21 protein-coding genes and 2 pseudogenes are annotated in these 20,710 nt (G+C 69.7%); 11 read left to right on the top strand and 12 right to left on the bottom strand.

Going from position 1 to position 20,710, the window contains the following annotated elements; translation table 11 throughout:
- Positions 1-3: 3 nt before the first annotated feature.
- A complete protein-coding gene (locus tag ABZS61_RS10520; RefSeq protein ID WP_356417765.1) occupies positions 4-504 on the bottom strand; it encodes a GNAT family N-acetyltransferase in 501 nt (166 codons plus the stop codon).
- A 266-nt stretch (positions 505-770) separates the two neighbouring features.
- Here ABZS61_RS10520 and ABZS61_RS10515 point away from each other — a divergent pair, with 266 nt between their 5' ends.
- The gene (locus tag ABZS61_RS10515; protein WP_356417764.1) at positions 771-1,205 is read left to right on the top strand and encodes a hypothetical protein; all 435 of its coding nucleotides are present in this window, start codon (positions 771-773) and stop codon (positions 1,203-1,205) included.
- A 57-nt stretch (positions 1,206-1,262) separates the two neighbouring features.
- Here the strand turns inward: ABZS61_RS10515 and ABZS61_RS10510 are convergent, their stop codons facing one another.
- A complete protein-coding gene (locus tag ABZS61_RS10510) occupies positions 1,263-1,640 on the bottom strand; it encodes a helix-turn-helix domain-containing protein (protein WP_356417763.1) in 378 nt (125 codons plus the stop codon).
- Positions 1,641-1,746: 106 nt separating this feature from the next.
- Between ABZS61_RS10510 and ABZS61_RS10505 the strand changes: the two genes are divergently transcribed.
- Positions 1,747-2,109 carry a DoxX family protein gene (locus ABZS61_RS10505; RefSeq protein WP_356417762.1) on the top strand — a complete coding sequence of 121 codons (363 nt, stop codon included), beginning with the start codon at positions 1,747-1,749 and terminating at the stop codon, positions 2,107-2,109.
- A gap of 25 nt (positions 2,110-2,134) precedes the next feature.
- On the opposite strand, the gene ABZS61_RS10500 is transcribed toward ABZS61_RS10505, so the two are convergent.
- Positions 2,135-5,074 (bottom strand): BTAD domain-containing putative transcriptional regulator, encoded by a 2,940-nt coding sequence (locus ABZS61_RS10500; RefSeq protein WP_356417761.1) that lies wholly within the window; start codon positions 5,072-5,074, stop codon positions 2,135-2,137.
- A gap of 85 nt (positions 5,075-5,159) precedes the next feature.
- On the opposite strand from ABZS61_RS10500, the gene ABZS61_RS10495 reads away from it, so the two are divergent.
- Together ABZS61_RS10495 and ABZS61_RS10490 are read left to right on the top strand one after the other, a co-directional pair.
- Positions 5,160-5,513, top strand: coding sequence for a hypothetical protein (locus tag ABZS61_RS10495; protein ID WP_356417760.1), 354 nt, complete (start codon positions 5,160-5,162; stop codon positions 5,511-5,513).
- A gap of 200 nt (positions 5,514-5,713) precedes the next feature.
- The gene (locus tag ABZS61_RS10490; RefSeq protein WP_356417759.1) at positions 5,714-6,091 is read left to right on the top strand and encodes a hypothetical protein; all 378 of its coding nucleotides are present in this window, start codon (positions 5,714-5,716) and stop codon (positions 6,089-6,091) included.
- 17 nt (positions 6,092-6,108) lie between these two features.
- Here ABZS61_RS10490 and ABZS61_RS10485 read toward each other — a convergent pair whose 3' ends face one another.
- Both ABZS61_RS10485 and ABZS61_RS10480 read right to left on the bottom strand, forming a co-directional pair.
- Positions 6,109-7,353, bottom strand: coding sequence for an MFS transporter (locus ABZS61_RS10485; protein WP_356417758.1), 1,245 nt, complete (start codon positions 7,351-7,353; stop codon positions 6,109-6,111).
- Between the two features lie 29 nt (positions 7,354-7,382).
- Positions 7,383-7,982, bottom strand: coding sequence for an XRE family transcriptional regulator (locus tag ABZS61_RS10480; protein WP_356417757.1), 600 nt, complete (start codon positions 7,980-7,982; stop codon positions 7,383-7,385).
- Here ABZS61_RS10480 and ABZS61_RS10475 point away from each other — a divergent pair.
- Complete coding sequence (locus tag ABZS61_RS10475) at positions 7,981-8,514, top strand: N-acetyltransferase family protein (protein ID WP_356417756.1); 534 nt, start codon at positions 7,981-7,983, stop codon at positions 8,512-8,514. The genes ABZS61_RS10480 and ABZS61_RS10475 overlap by 2 nt on opposite strands.
- Before the next feature lie 321 nt (positions 8,515-8,835).
- Here ABZS61_RS10475 and ABZS61_RS10470 read toward each other — a convergent pair whose 3' ends face one another.
- A complete protein-coding gene (locus ABZS61_RS10470; RefSeq protein WP_356417755.1) occupies positions 8,836-9,072 on the bottom strand; it encodes a hypothetical protein in 237 nt (78 codons plus the stop codon).
- On the opposite strand from ABZS61_RS10470, the gene ABZS61_RS10465 reads away from it, so the two are divergent.
- Entirely contained in the window at positions 9,071-9,529 is a 459-nt protein-coding gene (locus ABZS61_RS10465) for a hypothetical protein (RefSeq protein WP_356417754.1), read from the top strand. The genes ABZS61_RS10470 and ABZS61_RS10465 overlap by 2 nt on opposite strands.
- A gap of 52 nt (positions 9,530-9,581) precedes the next feature.
- Here ABZS61_RS10465 and ABZS61_RS10460 read toward each other — a convergent pair whose 3' ends face one another.
- A complete protein-coding gene (locus ABZS61_RS10460) occupies positions 9,582-10,925 on the bottom strand; it encodes a lipase family protein (RefSeq protein WP_356417753.1) in 1,344 nt (447 codons plus the stop codon).
- Positions 10,926-11,395: 470 nt separating this feature from the next.
- On the opposite strand from ABZS61_RS10460, the gene ABZS61_RS10455 reads away from it, so the two are divergent.
- Entirely contained in the window at positions 11,396-11,806 is a 411-nt protein-coding gene (locus tag ABZS61_RS10455; protein WP_356417752.1) for a hypothetical protein, read from the top strand.
- A 200-nt stretch (positions 11,807-12,006) separates the two neighbouring features.
- Complete coding sequence (locus ABZS61_RS10450) at positions 12,007-12,423, top strand: hypothetical protein (RefSeq protein ID WP_356417751.1); 417 nt, start codon at positions 12,007-12,009, stop codon at positions 12,421-12,423.
- A gap of 926 nt (positions 12,424-13,349) precedes the next feature.
- On the opposite strand, the pseudogene ABZS61_RS10445 reads toward ABZS61_RS10450, so the two are convergent.
- The 3 genes and pseudogenes from ABZS61_RS10445 to ABZS61_RS10435 all read right to left on the bottom strand — a co-directional run.
- A pseudogene (locus ABZS61_RS10445) lies at positions 13,350-13,442 on the bottom strand (MerR family transcriptional regulator); the annotation flags it as partial.
- 1,204 nt (positions 13,443-14,646) lie between these two features.
- Positions 14,647-15,114 (bottom strand): ArsI/CadI family heavy metal resistance metalloenzyme, encoded by a 468-nt coding sequence (locus ABZS61_RS10440; protein ID WP_356417750.1) that lies wholly within the window; start codon positions 15,112-15,114, stop codon positions 14,647-14,649.
- Between the two features lie 56 nt (positions 15,115-15,170).
- Positions 15,171-16,562 (bottom strand): NAD(P)-binding domain-containing protein, encoded by a 1,392-nt coding sequence (locus tag ABZS61_RS10435; protein ID WP_356417749.1) that lies wholly within the window; start codon positions 16,560-16,562, stop codon positions 15,171-15,173.
- A gap of 136 nt (positions 16,563-16,698) precedes the next feature.
- On the opposite strand from ABZS61_RS10435, the pseudogene ABZS61_RS10430 reads away from it, so the two are divergent.
- Positions 16,699-16,940: pseudogene (locus tag ABZS61_RS10430) on the top strand (metalloregulator ArsR/SmtB family transcription factor); the annotation flags it as partial.
- A 149-nt stretch (positions 16,941-17,089) separates the two neighbouring features.
- Here the strand turns inward: ABZS61_RS10430 and arsB are convergent.
- Positions 17,090-18,220 carry an ACR3 family arsenite efflux transporter gene (arsB, locus tag ABZS61_RS10425; RefSeq protein WP_356417748.1) on the bottom strand — a complete coding sequence of 377 codons (1,131 nt, stop codon included), beginning with the start codon at positions 18,218-18,220 and terminating at the stop codon, positions 17,090-17,092.
- The gene (locus ABZS61_RS10420) at positions 18,217-18,525 is read right to left on the bottom strand and encodes a metalloregulator ArsR/SmtB family transcription factor (protein ID WP_356417747.1); all 309 of its coding nucleotides are present in this window, start codon (positions 18,523-18,525) and stop codon (positions 18,217-18,219) included. The genes arsB and ABZS61_RS10420 overlap by 4 nt, the downstream gene beginning before the upstream one ends.
- A gap of 94 nt (positions 18,526-18,619) precedes the next feature.
- On the opposite strand from ABZS61_RS10420, the gene ABZS61_RS10415 reads away from it, so the two are divergent.
- Positions 18,620-19,042 (top strand): arsenate reductase ArsC, encoded by a 423-nt coding sequence (locus ABZS61_RS10415; protein WP_356417746.1) that lies wholly within the window; start codon positions 18,620-18,622, stop codon positions 19,040-19,042.
- A gap of 253 nt (positions 19,043-19,295) precedes the next feature.
- Positions 19,296-20,027: a ferritin-like domain-containing protein gene (locus ABZS61_RS10410; RefSeq protein WP_356417745.1), complete on the top strand. Its 732-nt coding sequence runs from the start codon at positions 19,296-19,298 to the stop codon at positions 20,025-20,027.
- Positions 20,028-20,710: the final 683 nt, after the last annotated feature.

Raw genomic sequence — 20,710 nt, 5'->3', positions numbered from 1 at the left:
CACTCACACGGCGCGCTCCATGCACACCAGATCGTCCCGCTCGTCCCAGGACTCGGTGACGGCGAAGCCGAGCCGTTCGTACAGGGCGATGGCGCCTGTCCGCCACTTCCATACGGACAGCCCCACCGTGGTCACGCCGTCCTCCGCGCATCGCGCGAGCGCAGCACCGATCAGCTCCGAGGCGATGCCTCGGCCCCGGAAGGACGGGAGGGTCCAGAGCCGCTTGACCTCGGATCGGTTCTCGACGGGCGCAGTCACCACCAGGCAGCCCACTGTGTCGCCCCCGCTCAGTGCGACCAGCACGACATCGTTCGCGAACGCGGTCCGCGGATCCAGGATCTCCGCTCGATAGCGGTCCGGCAGCGCTCCCGCATCGGGAACGGCCTCGCCCTTCTCCTCCTCGGTCCGCAGGTGGTAGGCCGCCAGCAGCCCGGACAGTCCGGCCTCCGCGGACGGGCCCCTTCCGGGCCAGGGAAGGATGGCAAGCTCGCGTCGTTCAGTCATGAACCCAGCATCACGGGACCGGTACCGGGGACCGGACGGCGGATGGGGACGGCGGACGGGGGGCCGTCACGGGGTGCCCGTGGAGGCCGGGGGAACGCGTGTGCCAGGGTGTGCCGACAGCTCACGCCGGCCGGGCCTCGCGAGGTGGTCCGGCCCGCGGCTGATTCCCCGGTTCCGGGCCCCGCGGTGGCGTCCGGGGCCGGGCTGCCGAACTCCGGCGGGATTATCCCGTCCGGTCCGGCATCCAACCTCGTAGGAGTACCCCCGTGAACGCAAAGCGCCGTCGATTGCTGCTGGCCGCCGTCGACACCGTGCTCGAGCCCGAGGAGCGGGTCGAGGTGACGTCCATCGTGAACCTCAGTTCGGTCTCCGTGCGTCGGACAGCGGCGTTCGCGGCGGCTTCGGCGATCATGAGCGGTGGTGGCATGGCCGTGGTCCCGGTACCGGTCCCGATGTATCTGGCGATGACCGACCGCCGCATCTTCGTCTTCCGGGCGAACCCGACGTTCGCCCGGCCCGAGGAGCACCTGATGACGATTCCGCGCGCCGGTCTCGTCCGCTCGGAGATCAAGGAACGGCTGCTCAACTCGTCCTTCGTCGTGTCGTCGCCGGACAACGAGCAGGGCTTGAAGATCGTCTTCCCGCTCGCCGGCCGCAAGGAACGGAACGCGATAGCGGCGGTCCTGCCCCTGGCAGGCTGACCGCCTCCCCGGAACGGGGCCTCACGGAAGAGGCCGGCGGCCGGGCGGAGTGACGCCTCAGGGATGCCCCGAGTCGTAGTCCGCCTGGCTCAGCTCGATGCCGGGGTTGTTGTCGACGGCCCACTCGGCCAGCTTCACCGCGGGTTCGATCAGCGTGCGGCCCATCGCGGTGAGCTCGTACTCGACGCGCGGCGGGACCTCGGGGAACGCCGTGCGGGTGACGAGGCCGTCGCGCTCGAGGTGCCGGACCGTGCGGGTCAGCATGCGCTGCGAGATTCCCGGGATCCGCTGCTGGAGCTCGGTGAAGCGCATGCGCTCACCGTCGAGGGTCGCCACCACCAGCAGGGTCCACTTGTCGCCGATGCGGTCCAGGATTCCTCGGATCGCACGGCCGCCGTCGCCGCGGATGAGGCAGCTGTTGCGGTACTTCGACATCGGCGCCCCTTGTTCGCAACGCACACCGGTGTGCCTTTTGTAAGGCTTTCCATAGTCACCGATCATGTGCTTGCTTACAAGTCGTCACCATGACGGAGGACCGAAGATGGAGATCGCCTACTGGATCGTCGCAGGGCTGCTGGGAGTCTTCTACCTGTATGCGGGCGGCAAGAAGGTCGCGCAGACCAAGGAGCAACTCGCGCCCATGATGGGCTGGGTGGACACGGTCCCGATGCCGCTGGTCCGGAGCATCGGAGTCGTCGAGATCCTGGGCGCCGCCGGCCTCGTGCTGCCGCCGCTCACGGGGATCGCACCCGTCCTCGCGGTCCTGGCCGCGCTCGGCCTCCTCGTGCTGCAGGTGCTGGCAACGGGACTGCACCTGTCCCGGGGCGAGGTCAGGGAAACCGGTCTCAACGTCGCCCTCGTCGTGCTGGCCGGTGTGGCCGCATGGCTCGCCACGACCTGGTGAGGTCCCCCGGTGGCCAGGCGTACGTTCAGCGCCGCGGTGCGCGGGATTCGTGCACGTCGAGCACGGCCTGGAACTGCCGGCGCGCCTCCAGCACGTGGCCGGTCGCCAGGTAGGCGTGGCCGAGACGGCTGCGGATGTCCATCTCCAGCCAGTGGTAACTGGGGTCGGTGAGCGGGGACAGCAACTGGTGCTGAAGGAGAGCCTGGTGGTGGAGTGCGATGGCCGCGCTCGGGTTTCCCTCGCCCCGCTCCGCCGTGCCCAGCCGTGTCAGGCTGCGTGCGCAGAGGAAGACGTCCCCGACCTGCTCACCCAGTTCGACCGCCTGACGGAACCGGCTCCTGGCCTCACCGTAGTGGCCGAGGCGGAGGTGGACGTCGGCGGCGCAGGTCAGGGTCCTGCCGAGGACGCGCGGCCTGCCGTCCCTCTCGGCGTGCGTGTGGGCGTCGGCGAAGCAGGCCAGCGCCTCCTCGTTGCGTCGCCGGAACTGGTGGGCGAGGCCGAGGGTGACGAGTGCGATCGAGGCGATCCAGTCGTTGCGCAGGGTCCGGGCCAGGTCCACCGCCGCCGTGAGATGGCGCATCGCCCGGTCGTCCTCTCCCACGCTCAGGTCGACGGCCCCCAGCGCGGCGAGAGCCCGGGCCTCCTCGAACGGGTCGTCGCGGCGCCGGCTGAGGTCCAGTGCCTCGGTGATGCTGGTGCGGGCCCGCCGGTACCGGCGCTGGTACACCCCGGTGTAGCCCAGGCAGTTCCGCAGCGCGGTGGCCATCCGCTCGTCCGTGGCCTCGTCCGCGTGCGTGAGGGCGATCTCCAGGGCTGTCCGGCTCTCGTGGTAGCGGCCCTGCCGTACGAAGTAGTCGACCAGCGCCTCGGCGATCCAGCAGGCGTAGTCGGCCTCACCGAGGGCGGCGGCGTGTCCGACGACGTCGGCGAGCTCTCCACCGGCCGCGTCCAGCCAGGTCTCCGCGTCCTGCCAGTGCTCGAACGGTGAGTCGGCGGGCTCGAACGGTGAGCCGGCGGGCTCGGGTCCGGTGGGGAAACCGGCCGGGCCGAAGTCGCTGGTGCTCCTGGCAGCGTCCAGGAAGAGGCGGAGTGCGGCCCGGCGTGCGGTGACGGCCTCGGCGGGCTCGCCCTCCGCGAGGCGCCGTGCGTGCACGCGGACCAGGTCGTGCAACCGGTAGCGGCCCGGGCGGGAATGCTGCAGAAGGCTCGTGTCGACGAGGCCTTCCAGGATCCGCTCGGTGTCGAGCGACGATCCGTCGAGCATGGTCGCCGCCGTCAGCACGTCGAACTCGACCGTCGGCGCCATGCCCAGGGCGCGGAACCCGCGCTGCTGCTCGGGTGCGAGCTGGTCGTACGAGAGGCGGAAGGCGGCCTCCACGCTGCGGTTGCCGACGCTCAGTTCGCCGAGCCGGTGCTCGTCGCCCGCCATGCGGCTCACCAGGTAACCCACCGTCCAGGCGCCGCGGTTCTGCAGCCGCGACCCGGCGATGCGCAGGGCCAGCGGCAGCCCGTCGCACAGCCCCACCAGCTGACGCGTCGCCTCCGGCTCGCTGCTCGTGCGGTCCTCCCCGATGATGTGCGTGAGCAGGGACACGGCGTCCCCGCTCCCCAGGGGTTCCAGGGTGATCCGGCGGTCGGCGTCCAGTTCCGCCAGCCGCCGCCGGCCGGCCACCAGCACCCTGCTTCCCGCTCCTGCGGGCAGCAGTGGGCGTATCTGGTCGGCGTCCAGGGCGTCGTCCAGCACGAGCAGCAGTCGCAGCGGGCTGGTCGTCGCGCGCCAGACAGCGGTGAGTTCTTCGAGGTCGTCCGGCAGCTCACCCGTGGCCGCGCCGAGCGAGCGCAGCAGGCGCTGCAGCGCTCGTTCCGGCACCTGCCGCCGCTGTGTGCTGTGCGCGCGCAGGTCCACGAACAGGCAGCCGTCCGGGTACCGGTCGCTGAGCTCACGGGCCGCGCGTACGACGAGCGCGGTCTTGCCGACCCCGGCCGCACCGTCCACCGTCATGATCGATACGGATCCGGGCGGAGCGGGCGCGATCAGCTGTGCCAGCGCCGCCTCCCGCCCGATCAGATGGCCGGCGTCGCCCGGCAGGTCGTTCACCGTGCGGCGGAACGAGGGCTGGGCTGCGGGAGCGGTGGAACGCCCCGTGGCCGGTCCGAGGAGGCGGTCGTCGTCCTGGTGCAGCACGGCGTCGTACATCCGGCGCAGTTCCTCGCCGGGATCGACGCCGAGTTCGTCGCGCAGGCGCCCCCGCATGCCCTGGAAGGAGTTCAGGGCTTCCGCCTGGCGCCCGCTTCCGTACAGGGCGCGCATACGCAGCGCCAGTACCGACTCGTTGAGGGGGTCGGACGTGGACAGCGCGGCGAGTTCGTCCAGCGCGTCGGGGGACCGGCCGAGCAGCACCAGGCACTCGAGCCTCTCCAGCCGGAGCGAGAGCCGTCGCTCCAGCAGCCGGCGGCGCTCCGCCTGCGCGCGCTGTCCCGGCAGGCCGGTCAGGGGCTCGCCACGGAACAGGGCGAGCGCCTCGGAGTACCGGTCCATCGCGGTGCTCACGTCGCCGGACACCTTCGCCCGCCGCGCCCTGCCTGCCCGTTCGTCCAGCTCGGTCACGTCGAGCCGGACTCCGTCGCCGCCGAAGCTGTACCAGCCCTTGCCGCTGCGGATCACCGATCCCGCCGGTCCGGCGCCCGTCACGTCGAGTGCCTTGCGCAGTGGGTGGATGTGGCTCGGTAGAACCTTGTGGCCGGATCCCGGCACCTGCCCGTCCCACAGGTCGTCGAGCAACTGCTCATGGCTCACCCGCGTGCCCACGCGCAGCACCAGCGCGGCGAGCACGGCCCGGCGCCGGACCGGTCCCAGGTCCACCGGTGTTTCGCCCCGCCAGGCCAGGAGTGGCCCGAGCAGGTCGATCCGGAGCTCTTGAGGAGTTCCCCCGTCCACCGAGAAGCCTCCGCTCACGTACGTCATCGGAATTTCATCAGCATTGCAGCACCCCTGGCCATGGTGGCGTGTACGAGATCGCACAACCCGCACAACTGAAGGGGGAGTTGCAGTGACCGAAGTGGAATTGGTGGCCACCGCGTTCGCGACAGGGGCGGCGGCAGGGCTCACGGGCTCCGCCCGCGGAACCGTCCACGACCTCTACGCCGGGCTGAGGGAAGCGGTCCGCCGGAGGCTGGCCGGGGCCGCGGCCGGGGCAGAGGGAATGAGTGGGGGCGGCTACGGCGTACGGGTGCTGGACGCGTACGAGACGGACCCCGATGTGTGGCGGACCCGGTTGCTCCAGGTGCTGGCGGGTTCCGGCGTGGAGGCGGACGAGGAGATCCTCGCGGCGGCCCGCGCCGTGCTCCGCGCGGAGCGCCCGACGGGGCGCATCCCCGTGCCGGACAGCCCGGTCTGTCCCTGACCGGGACGACCTCTGCGCAGAGCTGCGACTCAGCGGCGGAAAGCGTGATCGTTCAGCGGCTTACCGGCCGACGGCAATGGCGAGAGGGTGGTCGCCGGTGCAGTGAGCGAAGAGGGGCGTGAGGCCGCGTGCGGCGCAGGGAGCAAGGCGTTGAATTCCGGGTCGGTACCGCGCAGTCGGCTGTGCCGCTCGTCCTGGGGATGGCCCTGGCGACAGGCTTGCTCTGCCTGGGTCTGCGGTGGACGGCCGACCCGATGACGGCCGCGGAACTGCGCGACTGCGCGTACGCGGCCGGAGCGGGCGTCCTCGGCGCCATGGTCCTGACCCGCTCCACGGGTGTACGGCTCACCGTCGAGCACCTGGTGACGTTCTCGCCCTTCGGCCGACGGGAGCGCCGTATCCGCTGGGCGGACGTCTCGGGCATCGACGTACGCCGCACCTTCGGGGTGTCGTCGGTGAACATCTCCCTGGTCACCGGCGAACGCCTGACCCTGCCGGCTCCGATGTCCTTCCTCGATCGTCGTTTCGACGGCCGGGTGGGGGAGTTGGCCCGCTGGTGGGAGACCCACCGTCATTGAGTGTCAGCCTTCCGGCGTCAGCGCCCGTGCCGGGGACCGACCGCGGGGACGCGTGGCGAGTCACGGTGGGCCCGCCGGATCCCGGTGTGCCCGACGAAGGCGGCGGCGAGCAGCACGGCGAGGGCGGTGAGCGAAGTCCCCTGCCAGCCGATGGCTGCGAGGAGGGGCGCGGCCAGTGCCGTACCGATGGCTCCGACGATGAAGTAGAGCACCAGGTAGACGCTGCTGAGGCTGCCGCTGCGGTCGGGGTCGATGGCCATGACACGGCTCTGGTTGGCTGCCTGGGCGGCGAAGCAGCCGGCGTCGAAGAGGGCGAGTCCGAGCGCGGTGACCGGCGGGGTGTCCAGGCCCGTGGCGAGCAGGGCGGTCCCGGCCGCGGCGACCAGCATGCCGGCGGTGATCACCATGCCGGGTGAACAGCGGTCGGCGAGCCGCCCGGTGAGCGGGAGAAGGGCGAAGCCGAGGATGCCCGCCAAGCTGTACAGCCCGATGTCGGTGGCGGTCAGCGAGTGGGGAGGCCGGCCGAGCGCGAGGACGAGAGTGACCCAGACGAGGTTGAACGCGAAGTACCACAGGCCGCCGGCGGCCACCGCACGGCGCAGGTCGGGGTGCTGCCGCAGCAGGAGGGGGAGCGCGCCGAGGGCGGCCAGGTACCCGTGGCGCAACGGTGGCCGCTCGGACGGAAGGAGCGTCGAGGCGGCGAGCGCGCCGAGCAGGGCGAGCGCGGCGAAGACGAGCAGCATCTGTCGCCATCCGAGTACGTCGGCGAGGGTGCCTCCGACCAGACGGCTGAGCAGGATGCCCGCCGACATTCCGGCGGCCACGGTGGCCACGGCGGCGGCGCGGCGTTCGGGCCGGGCGTGGCGGCCGACGATGCTGCCGGCCTGGGCCGCGACGCCGGCTGCGGCTCCGACGAACACGTAGGCGGCCAGGAGCCCGCCCGCGCCGGTGGCGGTCGCGGCCGCGACGAGGGCGGCGGCCAGAGCGGTGAGCTGGCCGGCGATCAGGCGGTTGGGGGCGAGACGGTCGGCCAGGGGAAGCAGCAGCGCGAATCCGCTCGTACAGCCGATGAGCGCGGCGGTCGGCACGAGGCCGATCACGGAGAGCGGGACGCCGAGCCGGGCGGCGACGTCGGTGAGCGCGGGCTGGATGGCGTAGTTGTTCGCGATCGCCGTCCCGGCGATCGCGGCGAGGAGGAACGTGCGGCCTCGGCTCATCCCGCCGGGTACGGCCGTCGGCCCCGGGTGTGTCCCGTCGGTCATGGCCGTCGGTTGCCGGCGTGTCCCGTCGGTCATGGTCGCTGGTCCCGGGTGAGGACGACGGCGTAACGACACTCGGCGTCACTGTTGTTGGCGAAGACGCAGGGGGTGGGCTCGCCCAGTTCGATCGTGTCGCCCGTGCCGAGTTCGTGCACGGCGTCGCCCTCGTGGAAGGTCAGGCGCCCGTCGAGCACCCAGACGACCTGCCGGACGAACGCGAAGGCCGCCGCCGGATAGGGCACCCGGGCGCCGGCGGGCAGGCGGATCTCGACGATCTCCGCGGGGAAGTGCGGTCCGGTGATCTGACGGCGCCGGTAACCGGTGGCGGGATCGCGCCACTCGGCTGCGTCGGCCGCGCGGCGCAGCCCGGCGGTTCTGCCTGCTGTCCCGTCGGTGGTTCCTTCGGCGAGGGCGAGCAGGGAGGAGACGCTGAGCTGGAAGGCGGCGGACAGTTTGCCGAGCACGACGGCGGTGGGGCTGCTCTCGCCGCGCTCGATCCTGCTGATCATGGCCTGGGAGACGCCGGAAGCCTCCGCGAGCTGGGCGAGGGTCCACCGGCGGCGGTCCCGTTCGGTACGGACGCGGGCAGCGATCAGACCCACCAGAGCATGGCTGTCTATCATGTTGGACATGAATCCAATATACGAAACCACCAGGGCGGTGGTGGTCCGACCGGCGTACTCCGGCGACGCGGAAGCCGTCCTCACCATTCGTAACCATGCGATCGAGCACTCGACGGCCCTGTGGACACAGACCCCGCAGTCTCCTGCCGAAGGGGCCGCCTGGCTCGCCCTCCACGTGGAGCGCGGATCGGCGGTCGTGGCCGAAGTGGACGGCGAGGTCGCCGGGTTCGCCGTCTACGGCCGGTGGCGCGAACTCGACGGATTCCTCCACACCGTGGAGGACTCGGTCTACGTTCGCGAGGGCAGGCACGGGCTCGGCGTCGGCACTGCGCTGATGACCGCTCTCATCGCCTCGGCGCACGAGGCCGGCCATCGCGTCATGATCGCGGATATCGAGGCCGGCAACGCCGCGTCGATCCGGCTGCACGAACGGTTCGGGTTCCAGCACGTCGGCACGGTGCGGGAGGCCGGAATCAAGTTCGGGCGGTGGCTCGACCTGACGATCATGCGGCTGCCCCTGAACCCGGATTCCGAGTCCTGACGGGCGGGGCGGCATAGCCGGCACTACCTCCGAGCCGGAGCCGGAGCCGGAGCCGGAGCCGGAGCCGGAGAGCCCGAGCCGGAGTTGGCGCAGGATCGGGCCGCGGAAGTCGAACGGTCCGCGCGACCGGCGGACCCAGTTGACCACTGGAGCACGATCGTTACCCGTTCCCTCTCCTGTGGCGCGGCCTGCCCAGGCTAGGTTCGCGACGCACCTCAAGGGCGGAACGTCAGGGGGAGACGGCATGCGGCTCAGACGCGGCGTCATCACAGGCATGACCACCGCGGCCCTACTGGCCGTCGCGGCCACCGGCTGTGACGATCAGGACGCCTCGCGAAGCCGCTCCGGACCCGCCGCGTCCACGGCTGCCGCCGCCCCGAGTTCCTCGTCGACGCCGGATTCCTCCTCGGCCCCGGAGCGAAGCGGTTCCCCCGATCCTTCGGCGCCCTCCTCGCCGAGTCCCGAGCGGACGGCCACCAGCGTGAACGGCGCGCCCACCTCACCAGGTCCGGCGCCCGCGGCCGCCACCGCGACCCCCGTGCCGACGTTGCTGTCCATGTCCATGGCCACGCCCGGCGGCAGAATCGGCCTCGTGCGCGGCGGAGCGCCTCAAGAACTGACGTTCACCCTCCGCAACGGCAACAGCCGCGCGTACAGCCACCTGCGCCTGGTCTTCCAGATGGAGATCCTGGTGGACGGAACCCCGGCCGCCGAACGCCCTCCGCAGGACGGATTCACGCTGGAGCGGTGGGACCGGACGACAGGGACGTGGCGCCGCGAGGAGCTGCGGATCGCCAACGACGCGCCGCCCCACAGCTCGTACACCGGCGGATTCGCCCTGGCCCGGGACGCCGTGCGAAGCGAGCGGTACCGCTTGCGCGCACTGGACGCCGGGCCGGTCGGAAGCACCCCGCTGATGGTGAATCTGATCGACACCGGCGCACCCGAGGGAGCACCGCTCCACCGGGTACGCCCTGCGTCGTTCAGCATTCCCCACACCACGCGCCGGGGCTGATCGCGGCAGCCGGGCCGTGGGCGGCGGGGCCGCGCTGCGGCGGCCCGGCCGGTCACTTCGCGACGGTCGGGATCTCCGGCGCCAGTGAGTTGCCCGCGGGAATCCTGCCGCAACTGGTGGGGGCGGTCCTGCCCGCGAAGCGGTCGTCCATCCAGGACATCGCGCGCGGCGCCCAGTACAGCATGGAACCCACGTGGCTGAGCAGGTTGTACTGCTCGTACTTGATCGACTTGTTGCCGGTGGCGCAGTACTGCCGGGCCAGCGCCCGCACGTCGCCGGCGACCATGACACCGTCCCCTGTGCCGATACCGGCCGGGTTGCCGAGCGTGCCCTCGAGCACGCCCGCGTTCCCCTGTCCGATGAGCCCGGGGACGGTCGGAGTGGCGGCCTGACCGAGGTTGATCTTGTTGACCGCATCGACGAAGGCGGGAATGGAGTTCGGGTCCTTGTACTCCGGTTTCGTCATGTCCTTCCAGGTCATCCCCGGGTAGCGGCCCAGCGCATCGACGATCGAGCCGTATTCGAGCTCCTCGTAGACCTTGAGGCCCTTCTCGCTGAGGTACGGCTTGATGTCGATGCCGTACGAGCGCGTGACGCCGATGACCGCCATCGGGATCACGCCGTTCCACACCAGGGCGCCGTCGACGTACTTCAGGTTGTGCGCCGGATCGACGAGCAGCCCGCCCTCGGTGAAGCCGACCAGCTGCCGGTTCACCTCGGGGGCGTACTCGGGGGCCAGGGCCGCCGCCCAGTTGGTGGCGATGGCCCCGCCGGAGTAGCCGAACAGGCCGAACCGCGTGGCGCTGTTCAGGCCCGTCCCCTCGGCGCGCGTGCTCGCGCGGATCGAGTCGAGCGTGTTCGTCCCGTACCCCGGGCCGGCCGCGAAGTCGGCGCTCTGCCCCTCGGTGTCCGGGATGACGACGTCATAGCCCCGGAGGAGCAGGGGCGCCAGAACGATGGTCTCGACGTTGGCGATGACGCCACCGAGGGAGACGTCGCCGGCGATGGCCCGGGAGGGCCCGTCCTCCGGGTCGAGGGAGTCGTAGAACGACTGGTACGACACGGCCTTGCTGCCGTCGCTGCGGTGACCGCGGACCACCGTGGTCACGTTCGCCGAGGGCCGGCCCTGGGCGTCGGTCGAGCGGTAGAGCAGCTGGATGGCCTTCACCGGCGTCGGGATGCCGACGATGTGGTAGTCCAGCGTGCGCTTCTTCAGTACGTCGCCGGGCCGGTACGAGGACAGCGGCTTGCTGCCGTCGTAGCGGTAGAACGGGTCGGACGCCGTGGCGTTCGCCTGTTCCCCCGCGGTGGGCGCGGCCATCGCAGCCGGCGCCGTACCGACGGTGAGGGCGGTGACGGCGGCGGTGGCCAGCAGGCTGACGGTGATCCGGTTCATGACTCCCCCGATGCGTGCAGCAGGACAGGTGTTATTACTCCGCGGTAAGTTACTGGTGGTAAACGTCGCCTGTACATAGGCGCGTCAACAGAGCTTTCAGGTCCGGCACCGGAGCGGGGCCGACGCACCCGCTGTCGGACGGCCGACCGCGCGGTGGAGGCCCAAGGCCTGAGTCGATGCGGCAGGGCGGCGGCCTGATGTCAGACGTGAATGCCACGGGCCCCGGCAGGATTCGACGTTCTGACTCCCGCTTTTTGGGCGAGTTGGGGCGAGTTGGGGCCTGACCTGTGGAACGCGGACCTCGGTGCCTGCTGACCATGACTTCCGCCGGCAGCCCCAGTTCCCCGTGAGCCCCCGATCGATCTGACGCGGTCGGGCACGGGGGACTTGTGATCCGTGGCCGCCTTACTCATGCAGAAGTGAGTACGTGGACTCTCGTCGCTTCCAGGGTGAGCCGGGACGCTTGAGCCATGTCGCAACGACCTCTGAAACTCGTCCCCCAGCTGATGGCGATCCTCGCGCTGGCTGTGATGACGCTAGCCGTGTGGGCTGCCTGGCTGGGCTGGGACCAGCACCGTGACGTGCAACCTGATGGTTCGGAGACCGGCCCGTACGAGGCGTGGCAGGTGATCGGGCTGGTGCTGACGTTGCTGGCGCCGGTGTACTGGGCGGCATCCCGGCGCTACATCGCGGGCGCCGTACTGGGCGTCACGGCCGGCCTCACCGTCGCCGCCTTCTACGACTGGTCGGACGACTCGAGCGGCTTGTTCCTGGTCGGCGTGGTGATGGTCATGGTGGGGAGCCTCGTCGTGACCGGAGGCGCTTCCGCCGTGATCGCCTCCGTGAGAACAGGGGTCGCCCCAGCTCGACAGCCGTCCTGAAAGCCGTCGTCGCAGCGATGTGACAGCGCGGCTCACTCCCCACACCCACCGCAGGTGGGCGGCCCCTGACCAGGTAACTCGGTCAGGGGCGTTCTTGTGCGCGTCGCCCGCCGACGACCGTTGTTCCTGGCTTTCCCGTCCGAACGCGGCACGTACGGGCTCGTCACCGGCGTGGTGGGCGGCTCGGCTAACCTGCGCGAGTGCGTGCCGAAGAGATCTCCACCTGGATGGTGGACCGCGATGCTTCCATCAGCACAGTTGCGCTTGCTGCGGCGTTCGACGCCTATCTCTGCACCCTCCCCTGGGCGGGGCAAGGCATCGACTGGCGGGGGCTGCCGTGCCGGTCCCTCGCGCTCGACGGCGTCTCAGACGATGAGGCAGTGTGTTGGGCAAGAGCAACGCCGCTGGGAACCCATGACCACGTCCTGGTGATCGATTCTGCGACCGAGCCCGGCGTCATCTGTGCATTCGATGATGCCGTCCGTGACTTCGAGTTGCTGTCGAACCGCCCAGAGCTCTACATGTGCGGCTTGGACCAGTCTGGTGGGTCCCCCGAGCCGAGGTTTGAGCACTTCATCGAGCGCCGTTCGTTCATGACCCTCAACGCAAAGCTGTGAGGTATCGAGGCAAGCCAGAGGCTCCCTTGTGTCTGGTTGGCGACCTTGGCCAACCGGGCGGAACCCTCGTCCAACGGTTCGCCGACGTACGGCACCGACCGCCCCGGTCGGGGCTTGTTGGTGTCAGCCGTGGATGTCACTGCGGACGTCTGGCCCGCCTCGGCGCGCGGGAGGCCCGGCCGACGACTCCACATCCGGCCGATGAGAGCGCGTCCGCGCACACACGTCCTCCCCAGTCCTCTCGGCTCTTCGGTGCTTGAGCGCCGCCCCGTCCCGCCTACGGAATCGGTTGCAGTGACCTCAGGACGTGCGGCGATACTCCGGCATGAGCAGATTCGCGCAGGTCATCGTGCTGGCAATAGACGCGGAAGAAGTCATGAAGCCACTCACTCAGGATGACGAGAAGCGCACCTGGCGAGGCCGGTTCGTGCCGATAGAGGGCCAGTGGCCGGGCCCTGGCCCTGGTTGGGCTACGGAGTTCGAACGGATGCGACCGCGGTTTGGGCTACTGCGACATCTGGAGTCTCTCCCGTGGCCCTGCCCAGAAAGTGTGCAGGTCCTGATCCACGACCAGGACGACGAATGCTTCGGTCTCTGGATGATCCATGACGGCAGGCTGGTAGAAGTACCTCTTCCCCGCACGGAGCGATTCCATGAACTGGCGCCGCCCACCGAGGAGTTTCCGCCTGACCCGGGCTGCCTGCTCCGGACCGACCAGGGCCGTGACCTGCCTGAGCAGACTCCGAGTGACCGCCGGGATCTGAGATCGGCTTGGTAGAGACGCGAAGCCTGATCAGCATTGCGACCGTGCTGACCACATGGCAACGCTCATTGACCCACCATCCACCCCAGCTCCCATCCCGTCCGCCGCCTTCGACCCACACACCGTGGAGCGGGCGTGGTTGAGGGCGTCAAAGTGGAGCGCGCCGGGTGGTGCCGAGCATCTCGGCGGCCCGGCCCATGGCGCAGGCGGGGTAGGCGTCGTCATCGAGACGCCCGAAGGGGTCGTCTGCCGTCACCTCTCGGTGGAACACGTTGAGGGGCCCGGGTGCCATCTGGCACCCGGGCCCCGAAGGAACTCCTACACCATCTGCCGGCCCTGATGCTGCACCGGCCTTCTGTGTCCGCCCGCCCGACCTGAGCTCTGTCGGGGGTGCGGGGATCGCGGTTGCGTGACCGGAGACCACCTCACTATCGATGTCCTGCGGTACCCGGACTCGCGTGGCGTCCGGGCGATCCTGATGGCGCCTGGTCCCTCCGTTCTTCCCTCGTTGATCAATGTTTACCAAGCGGGGGACTGCGTACTGCTGTTACTGCTGTGGCCTCTCCTGGCGCCACTTCCGGCAGCCAGCCCCGTTGCCCATCCTGCGTCTGCTCTGGCTTGGAACCCCACTGCCGAACCTCCCGGTGCGCGCGCCCGCAGCCGACGCCTTCACCGAGGTGCTGCTCACTACTTCACTGCGGATCCTGCAACCACTGCGGTACTGCCCGTGGCGGCCCCTGATGACTTCGGGCCACCCGGTCCGGTCGTCAGTCCCGTCGCCGTCCTGCTACACCCCTGGCTTCGGAACTCCACCACCGCACCGTCCTGCGCACTGCACTTTCTTTTTCTGCTGCCCGGCAGTTCGTCTCTGCCAGGCCCTGCGGTCTGTCTGGGTTACGAGAGAAACCATAGCCACACCCCCACCCAATGTCTACTCCCGCCGGTATAGGTTTTCGTGTCCTCGGTGGAGAGGTAATCGATGCTGTTCGGACTGTTTGCTGCCGTCTCAGGATTTGCAGCACGGGTAGGGCTCGGCACTGCGGCCAGGTCCGGCCCTCTCCGCATCCGACGCCAAGGCCGCTGTCCGGCTCGCTGCCGGCCGCTCTGTCCACGCCGGTACCAGCGGCCAGACCTTGCGTGCAGGGCACGTCCCAGCGTTTGCCCTGCGCCGCCGAGGCCGAGTGCCATGCTGCCTGGCCCGCCGTGTACCCGCGCGGGCGGAAAGGGTGAGGGCTGTGGCGAGCATCCAGAAGGCCCGGCTGCGTGAGACCGCGGTCGCGGAGCCTCGGGCGTGCGGAGACGGTGGCGGCGCGGTCGGCCAGAGGGCCTTGAGTGCGAACGCGTGGGCGGGAATGGTCGCGCCGGCGAGGACTACCGCACGTACCGCAAGACGGGCAGTACGGCGCGGGGCCACGACCGGTCCCCCGTGCCGGTCGTGGCCCCGCGGGCATCGAGGTGGGTCACGGGCAGCAGCCACCGGCATCGGCCGGCGCGGCCGCGCCTGCTTCGGTGACGGCCGGGCCCGCGCAACAGGTGCTGTTCTTCCGCTTGGCCATTGAGCCGGCATCTGCCTTGACGACGTAGACCTCCCACGGTTCCTGGCCGGGGCCATGCACCCAGACCTTGTCCTGGAGGGCGTAACAGCAGGTGGTGTCGGTCTCGATGTCGGTCGCCAACCCTTCGTCCTGGAGCCGGGAGGTGGCGGAGCGGACTGCTTCGGCGGTGTCGACTTCGACGCCGAGGTGGTCCAGCCGCGTCTCCGTGTCCGCTGTGCCCTGGACGAGGACCAGCTTGAGCGGTGGGTCGGCAATGGCGAAGTTGGCGTACCCCTCGCGCAGTTTGGCTGGCTCGGTCGCGAAGAGCTTGCTGTAGAAGGCGATCGAAGCGTGGAGGTCGGGGACGCGCAGAGCGAGCTGTATGCGTGACATGACGTTCCTCCTGACACAGGGGAGCGCCCCGGCCGGGGTGGCCGGTGCGCGGTGGTTCAGGACCCGCAGCACCCGCCGGACGCCGTGTCCTCAGAGGCTGCGACCGGCACGGAGATGCCGGCGCCGATCTGCACGAGGGCGGGGTCCGGAGCGCAGCAGCCGCCTTCGTCGACCTGGGCGGCGGCGGGGTCGTCGAAGAGTCCGGCGCCGCCGCACACTCCGGTCTCCGGGAGGGTGAGTTCGACACGGTCGGCGGACTCGGTGTCGCCGGCGATGGCGGCGGTGACCGAGCGGACCTGCTCATAGCCGGTCATGGCGAGGAAAGTGGGGGCGCGGCCGTAGGACTTCATGCCGACCAGGTAGACGCCCTGCTCGGGGTGGGACAGCTCGCGGTGGCCGTGGGGATAGACCGTGCCGCAGGAATGCTGGTTCGGGTCGATGAGCGGGGCGAGTTCCACCGGCGCCTGCAGACGCTCGTCCAGGTCGAGGCGGAGCTCGGACAGGAACGACAGGTCGGGGCGCAGGCCCGTCAGGACGATGACCTCGTCCACCGGATCGAGGCGCCGGCCGTCCTCGCCGACGAGGGTCAGACGGTCGTCGAGGGTCTCGACGACTTCGGTACGGAAGCCGGTGACGGCGTCGGCGTATCCGTGGTCGACTGCGGCCTTGGCGGCCAGGCCCAGGGCCCCGCGGGCGGGGAGCTGGTCGGCGCTGCCGCCGCCGAAGGTGGAGCCGCTGATGCCACGGCGCAGGATCCACACCGAGTGCGTACCGGGGGCGTCCTTCGCCACGTCGGCGAGGGCGGCCAGGGCGGTGAACGCGGAGGCGCCGGAGCCGATGACGGCGGTGCGCTTTCCCGCGTACCGGGCCCGGACCGCCGGGTCCTTGAGGTCGGGGATGCGGTAGGAGATGCGGGCGGAGGCGGCGTGTTCGCCCAGAGCCGGGAGGCCGTCGGCGCCGATGGGGCTGGGGGTGGACCAGGTACCGGACGCGTCGATCACGGCACGGCCCAGGATCCGCTCCTCGGCGCCGTCGGCGCGCTTGATGCGGATGGTGAACGGCTGCTGCTCGCGGTCGGCGTCGACGGTCCGGTCGCGGCCGAGGCGGGAGACGCCGGTGACGGTGGCGCCGTAACGGACCTTGTCCCCGAGGGCATCGGCGAGCGGCTGGAGGTACTGCCCGGTCCAGTCGGCGCCCGTGGGGTAGGCGCCCCCTTCGGGTTTGGCCCAGCCGGTCGGTGCCAGGAGCTTTTCAGCGGCCGGGTCGGTCAGTTCGCTCCAGGTGGAGAAGAGCCGCACGTGCGACCAGCCGCGTACCGCGGTGGCGGCGGTCGGCCCGGCTTCCAGGACAAGCGGTTCGATGCCTCGCTCGACGAGGTGCGCGGCGGCCGCCAGCCCGGCGGGGCCTGCGCCGATGACGACGACCGGAAGGTCTGCAGCGGTGGTCATGGCGATGATGTCCTCCGGGAGAGGCGACCACATCGGGCCGCTGTTTCGATTGCTGTCTATGTCTTCACCTTGGCACTTGCATCGATGAGTGTCAACATAGACACATGTCGAATTCGGGTGGGTGCAGCGTCCGGTCCTGGACGCTGATGCTGTGGTGCCGTGCTGCCCCCGATCACTGCCGCCGAGTTGTCACCAGGCGACGCGGAGAAAGTGGCCGCGATGTTCAAGGCGCTGTCCGACCCGGTGCGGCTGCGGCGGTTCTCCAGGGCCGCCTCGCATCCCGGTGGCGAGGCGTGCGTGTGCGACATCCAGGACGTCGGCGTTTCCCGGCCGACCGTGTCCCACCATCTGAAGAAGCTGCGCAAGGCAGGGCTCCTGACCTCCCATCACTTCCCGAAATGACGAGCCATGTGAAGGGCTATCTCACACTCCGGGGTGCGATCCGGGCGTGTGCCGCGCTCCGTGTCCCTGGCAGATACCGAAGGTGGGGCTGTTCGTCCCTGCGGCGCGGCAGTCGAGGCAGTGCATCAGGATTCTCCTCCTGATGTGTTGAGGGCTGCAGGGGCGAACTTCTTGCGCCAGGCCAGTGCCACGTACACGAGCCCGATCAGGACGGGGACCTCGATCAGCGGACCGACCACACCGGACAGCGCCTGGCCGGAGGTGACGCCGAAGGTCGCGATGGCAACTGCGATGGCCAGCTCGAAGTTGTTGCCTGCCGCGGTGAACGCGAGGGTGCTCGTACGGTCGTAGGCGAGGCCGATGCCCTTGCCGAGGAGGAAGGAGCCGAAGAACATGATCGCGAAGTACACCAGCAGGGGGAGGGCGATGCGTACGACGTCCAGGGGCTGAGAGGTGATCGTCTTTCCCTGGAGTGCGAACAGGACGACGATCGTGAACAGCAGCCCGTACAGCGCCCAGGGGCCGATCTTGGGCAGGAACTTCGTCTCGTAGGACTCGCGGCCTGTCTTCTTCTCGCCGATGCGGCGGGTGAGGAAGCCGGCCAGGAGCGGGATGCCGAGGAAGACGATGACGTTCAGCGCGATGTGCCACACGGGGACGTCGAGGCCCTGTCCGTCGCCCAGGCCCAGCCACTGAGGCAGCAGGTCCAGGTAGAACCAGCCCATCACACCGAACATGATGATCTGGAACACGGAGTTCAATGCGACGAGGACGGCAGCAGCTTCGCGGTCGCCGCAGGCGAGGTCGTTCCAGATGACGACCATCGCGATGCAGCGGGCAAGGCCGACGATGATCAGTCCCGTGCGGTACTCGGGCAGGTCGGGCAGGAAGATCCACGCCAGGGCGAACATGACGGCGGGGCCGACGGCCCAGTTGATGACCAGCGAGGACACCATCAGCTTGCGGTCGCTGGTCACGCGGTCGAGCTTGTCGTAGCGGACCTTGGCCAGCACCGGGTACATCATCACGAGCAGGCCGATTGCGATCGGCAGGGAAATCCCGCCGACCTCGATCTTCGCCAGCGCGTCGTTCATACCCGGGACGAGGCGCCCCAGGCCCAGACCGACAGCCATGGCGATGAGGATCCACACCGCGAGGTAGCGGTCAAGGGTGGAGAGCTTCTTGACGATCGAGTCGTCCGCTGCGGCCTCCGGCGATGTGCCGGTGGGGGCGGTGGTGGGCTCGGCGGAGGTCACGGGCAGGCCCTCTTGTTCTCGGAAGCGGTGCGAGCGGACTCGGCGAGGGCCGCGAACTGCTCGGAGAGGCCGGCGAGGATCTCGGGGCGCAGCTTGTAGTAGGTGAAGCGGCCGCACGGCTCGGTCTCCACCACGCCTGCTTCGCGCAGGACCTTCATGTGGTTGGACAGGTTGGTCTGCTTCGCGCCGGTCTCCTCGACCAGGTGCGTCGTACAGAGCGTCTCGCGCGCCAGCAGGGTCACGATCTGGAGGCGGAGCGGATCGCCCAGCACCCGAATCAGATCAGGATCGACTGAAGTCAGCATGCGCTGATACTGTCACATCACCGCTTGGTGATATCAGCGAGGGCTGAAGTCATGGGTGGTTGGTCCCGCAGTGCGAGGAGAGGGAACGATCATCATGGCCGAGTCTTCCGGCAAGCCATCCGTCCTGTTCGTCTGTGTCCACAACGCCGGACGCTCCCAGATGGCCGCCGCTTGGCTGACTCACCTGGCCGGGAACCGCGTCGAGGTCCGCTCCGCCGGCTCGAACCCCGGCGACGCCGTGAACCCCGCCGCCGTCGAAGCGATGGCCGAGGTCGGCATCGACATCTCGGCCGAGACCCCGAAGATCCTCACCGTCGACGCGGTCCGCGAGTCCGACGTGTGCATCACGATGGGATGTGGTGACACCTGCCCTGTTTTCCCGGGCAAGCGTTACCTCGACTGGAAGCCGGAAGACCCGGCCGGTCAGGGCGTGGAAGCCGTCCGCCCCATCCGCGACGAGATCAAGGCACTGGTCGAGGGACTGATCAAGGAGATCGCTCCGGAGGCTGCGGCGTGAGCGATATACGCGATGTCGACACCATCGGCTCCGGCCCCGCCGGCTGTACCGCCGCCCGTTGATTTCAGTGTCAGTTGTCGATGTCAACCCCCGCTGGGAAACGGCTCTTCACGAGGGCTGGGCAGGTGTCTCGCACGGTGCGTGCCTGTGATTCGGTGAACTGGGGGTGCCCGGGAGTAGTGGAACGGTTTGGTGTCCCACTGCGTCGTTCCTCTCCGGGGCACGGTGGTGGTGTTCCGGAGAAGGGGACCGGGTGTATACGGGCGACTTCGCCAAGTGGGCGAGGCGGTTTGAGGACGAGCGTGAGCGCAGACGCGCGCAGGGTGATCCGGACTGGGGGCAGAGCGCGACGCTGCATCCGGCGGTGTGGGCCAGCATCCAGCGCTTCCAGGTCGGCGAGGACGGGGACGGCGCCAACCTCATCGGCAAAGCGGACCAGGCCGGCGACGCCGACTATGCGCAAGCGGTTCGGCTCTTCATCGCCGAGGAGCAGAACCACGCCCGTCTACTTGCCCGGCTGCTGGCTGCGGGGGGTATGCCGACGCTCACCGGCCACTGGAGCGACGTGGTCTTCGTACGACTGCGGCGTCTCATGGGCCTGCGTATGGAACTGCTGGTGCTGATGACCGCGGAAGTGGTGGCGCTGCGCTATTACCGGGCCCTGCGCGATGGCACCGACGACTCTCTCACTGCGGACGTGGCGGGACGGATCCTGGCCGACGAGCAACGCCACGTCCCGTTCCACTGCGAGCGGCTGCACGACTCCCTGGCGAAACTGCCCCGCGTAACGCGCCGCCCAGTAATGGCCCTGTGGCGGCTTCTTCTGCTCGCGGTCTCTCTCGTCGTCGCCGCCGACCACGGTCCGGCATTGCGCCGACTCGATATCGGGCGCCTGCGATTCGTGGTCGATGTCATGACGTCGTCCCACGCGGTGGTCCTCGCAGTGCTGGTGCCCCGCCCGGATTCAGGGACGAGCGCGGGCTGACGACAGACCGGCCCACCGCTTCCTGCGACCTCTTCAGGGGCGAGGTGGGGGGCATCGGCGTCTGACCTGCGGCCGGCCGGCGGCGCTAGTCGGCGGCAACTCTCCTTGCAGGCTTCCGCAGTTCTCCGGGAAACCCCGCCCGATCCGGCGCAGTTGTGGCACGCGGAGCTTCTGATCCGTAGCTCTGACCGGATCGGTCGGTGACGTCACACCTGTCGCTACGGGCCGCAGTGAGCCACCTGCGGCCGGACGCGGTTGCTCTGGTTGCGGTACTCCGCTGCTGTACAGCAGCGAGGCGCCGTCGCGCCTCCTGGGCCGGGCCGCTGTCGGTGCCACTTGCTAGATTGCCTGGTGGATGGAGACCGGTCAGAGAACCTTCGAGGTCCGCGGTCAAGGGGGGTGGGCACAAAGGTCCCCGGGAGCCACCTCGGGACTATGTTGCAGGCCGTAGATCCCCACCCCCCTCATCCTTCATGAGGCTTGACGTGATCACGCGAAAGGGCCAGTTCGAGAGGATCAAGCCTCCGAACTGGCCCTTGGTGCTGTGCCCCCGGCAGGATTCGAACCTGCGACACCCGCTTTAGGAGTTCGACCAACCGAGCGGCCCGCCTGCCTATCAAGCCCAGGGCCGGGTGTGGCGAGTGCCTCCGAAGCCGTCCAGGGCAGGCTCAGTGTGCTGACGT

The sequence above is a fragment of the Streptomyces sp. NPDC005566 genome, from assembly GCF_040605575.1.
Taxonomy (GTDB): Bacteria; Actinomycetota; Actinomycetes; order Streptomycetales; family Streptomycetaceae; genus Streptomyces.
Note: the sequence above shows the minus strand (reverse complement) of the source record. Positions and strands in the feature narration are given on the sequence as shown.

Excerpts from the sequence above, each read along its gene's own strand:
- ABZS61_RS10415 (WP_356417746.1), top strand. The coding sequence starts at position 18,620 with ATGGCCGAGTCTTCCGGCAAGCCATCCGTCCTGTTCGTCTGTGTCCAC.
- ABZS61_RS10440 (WP_356417750.1), bottom strand. The coding sequence starts at position 15,114 with ATGTCACGCATACAGCTCGCTCTGCGCGTCCCCGACCTCCACGCTTCG.
- ABZS61_RS10505 (WP_356417762.1), top strand. The coding sequence starts at position 1,747 with ATGGAGATCGCCTACTGGATCGTCGCAGGGCTGCTGGGAGTCTTCTAC.
- ABZS61_RS10510 (WP_356417763.1), bottom strand. The coding sequence starts at position 1,640 with ATGTCGAAGTACCGCAACAGCTGCCTCATCCGCGGCGACGGCGGCCGT.
- ABZS61_RS10465 (WP_356417754.1), top strand. The coding sequence starts at position 9,071 with ATGTCCATGGCCACGCCCGGCGGCAGAATCGGCCTCGTGCGCGGCGGA.
- ABZS61_RS10520 (WP_356417765.1), bottom strand. The coding sequence starts at position 504 with ATGACTGAACGACGCGAGCTTGCCATCCTTCCCTGGCCCGGAAGGGGC.
- ABZS61_RS10435 (WP_356417749.1), bottom strand. The coding sequence starts at position 16,562 with ATGACCACCGCTGCAGACCTTCCGGTCGTCGTCATCGGCGCAGGCCCC.
- ABZS61_RS10455 (WP_356417752.1), top strand. The coding sequence starts at position 11,396 with ATGTCGCAACGACCTCTGAAACTCGTCCCCCAGCTGATGGCGATCCTC.
- ABZS61_RS10480 (WP_356417757.1), bottom strand. The coding sequence starts at position 7,982 with ATGTCCAACATGATAGACAGCCATGCTCTGGTGGGTCTGATCGCTGCC.
- ABZS61_RS10500 (WP_356417761.1), bottom strand. The coding sequence starts at position 5,074 with ATGACGTACGTGAGCGGAGGCTTCTCGGTGGACGGGGGAACTCCTCAA.
- ABZS61_RS10490 (WP_356417759.1), top strand. The coding sequence starts at position 5,714 with ATGGCCCTGGCGACAGGCTTGCTCTGCCTGGGTCTGCGGTGGACGGCC.
- ABZS61_RS10420 (WP_356417747.1), bottom strand. The coding sequence starts at position 18,525 with ATGCTGACTTCAGTCGATCCTGATCTGATTCGGGTGCTGGGCGATCCG.
- ABZS61_RS10485 (WP_356417758.1), bottom strand. The coding sequence starts at position 7,353 with ATGACCGACGGGACACACCCGGGGCCGACGGCCGTACCCGGCGGGATG.
- ABZS61_RS10470 (WP_356417755.1), bottom strand. The coding sequence starts at position 9,072 with ATGGACAGCAACGTCGGCACGGGGGTCGCGGTGGCGGCCGCGGGCGCC.
- ABZS61_RS10460 (WP_356417753.1), bottom strand. The coding sequence starts at position 10,925 with ATGAACCGGATCACCGTCAGCCTGCTGGCCACCGCCGCCGTCACCGCC.
- ABZS61_RS10475 (WP_356417756.1), top strand. The coding sequence starts at position 7,981 with ATGAATCCAATATACGAAACCACCAGGGCGGTGGTGGTCCGACCGGCG.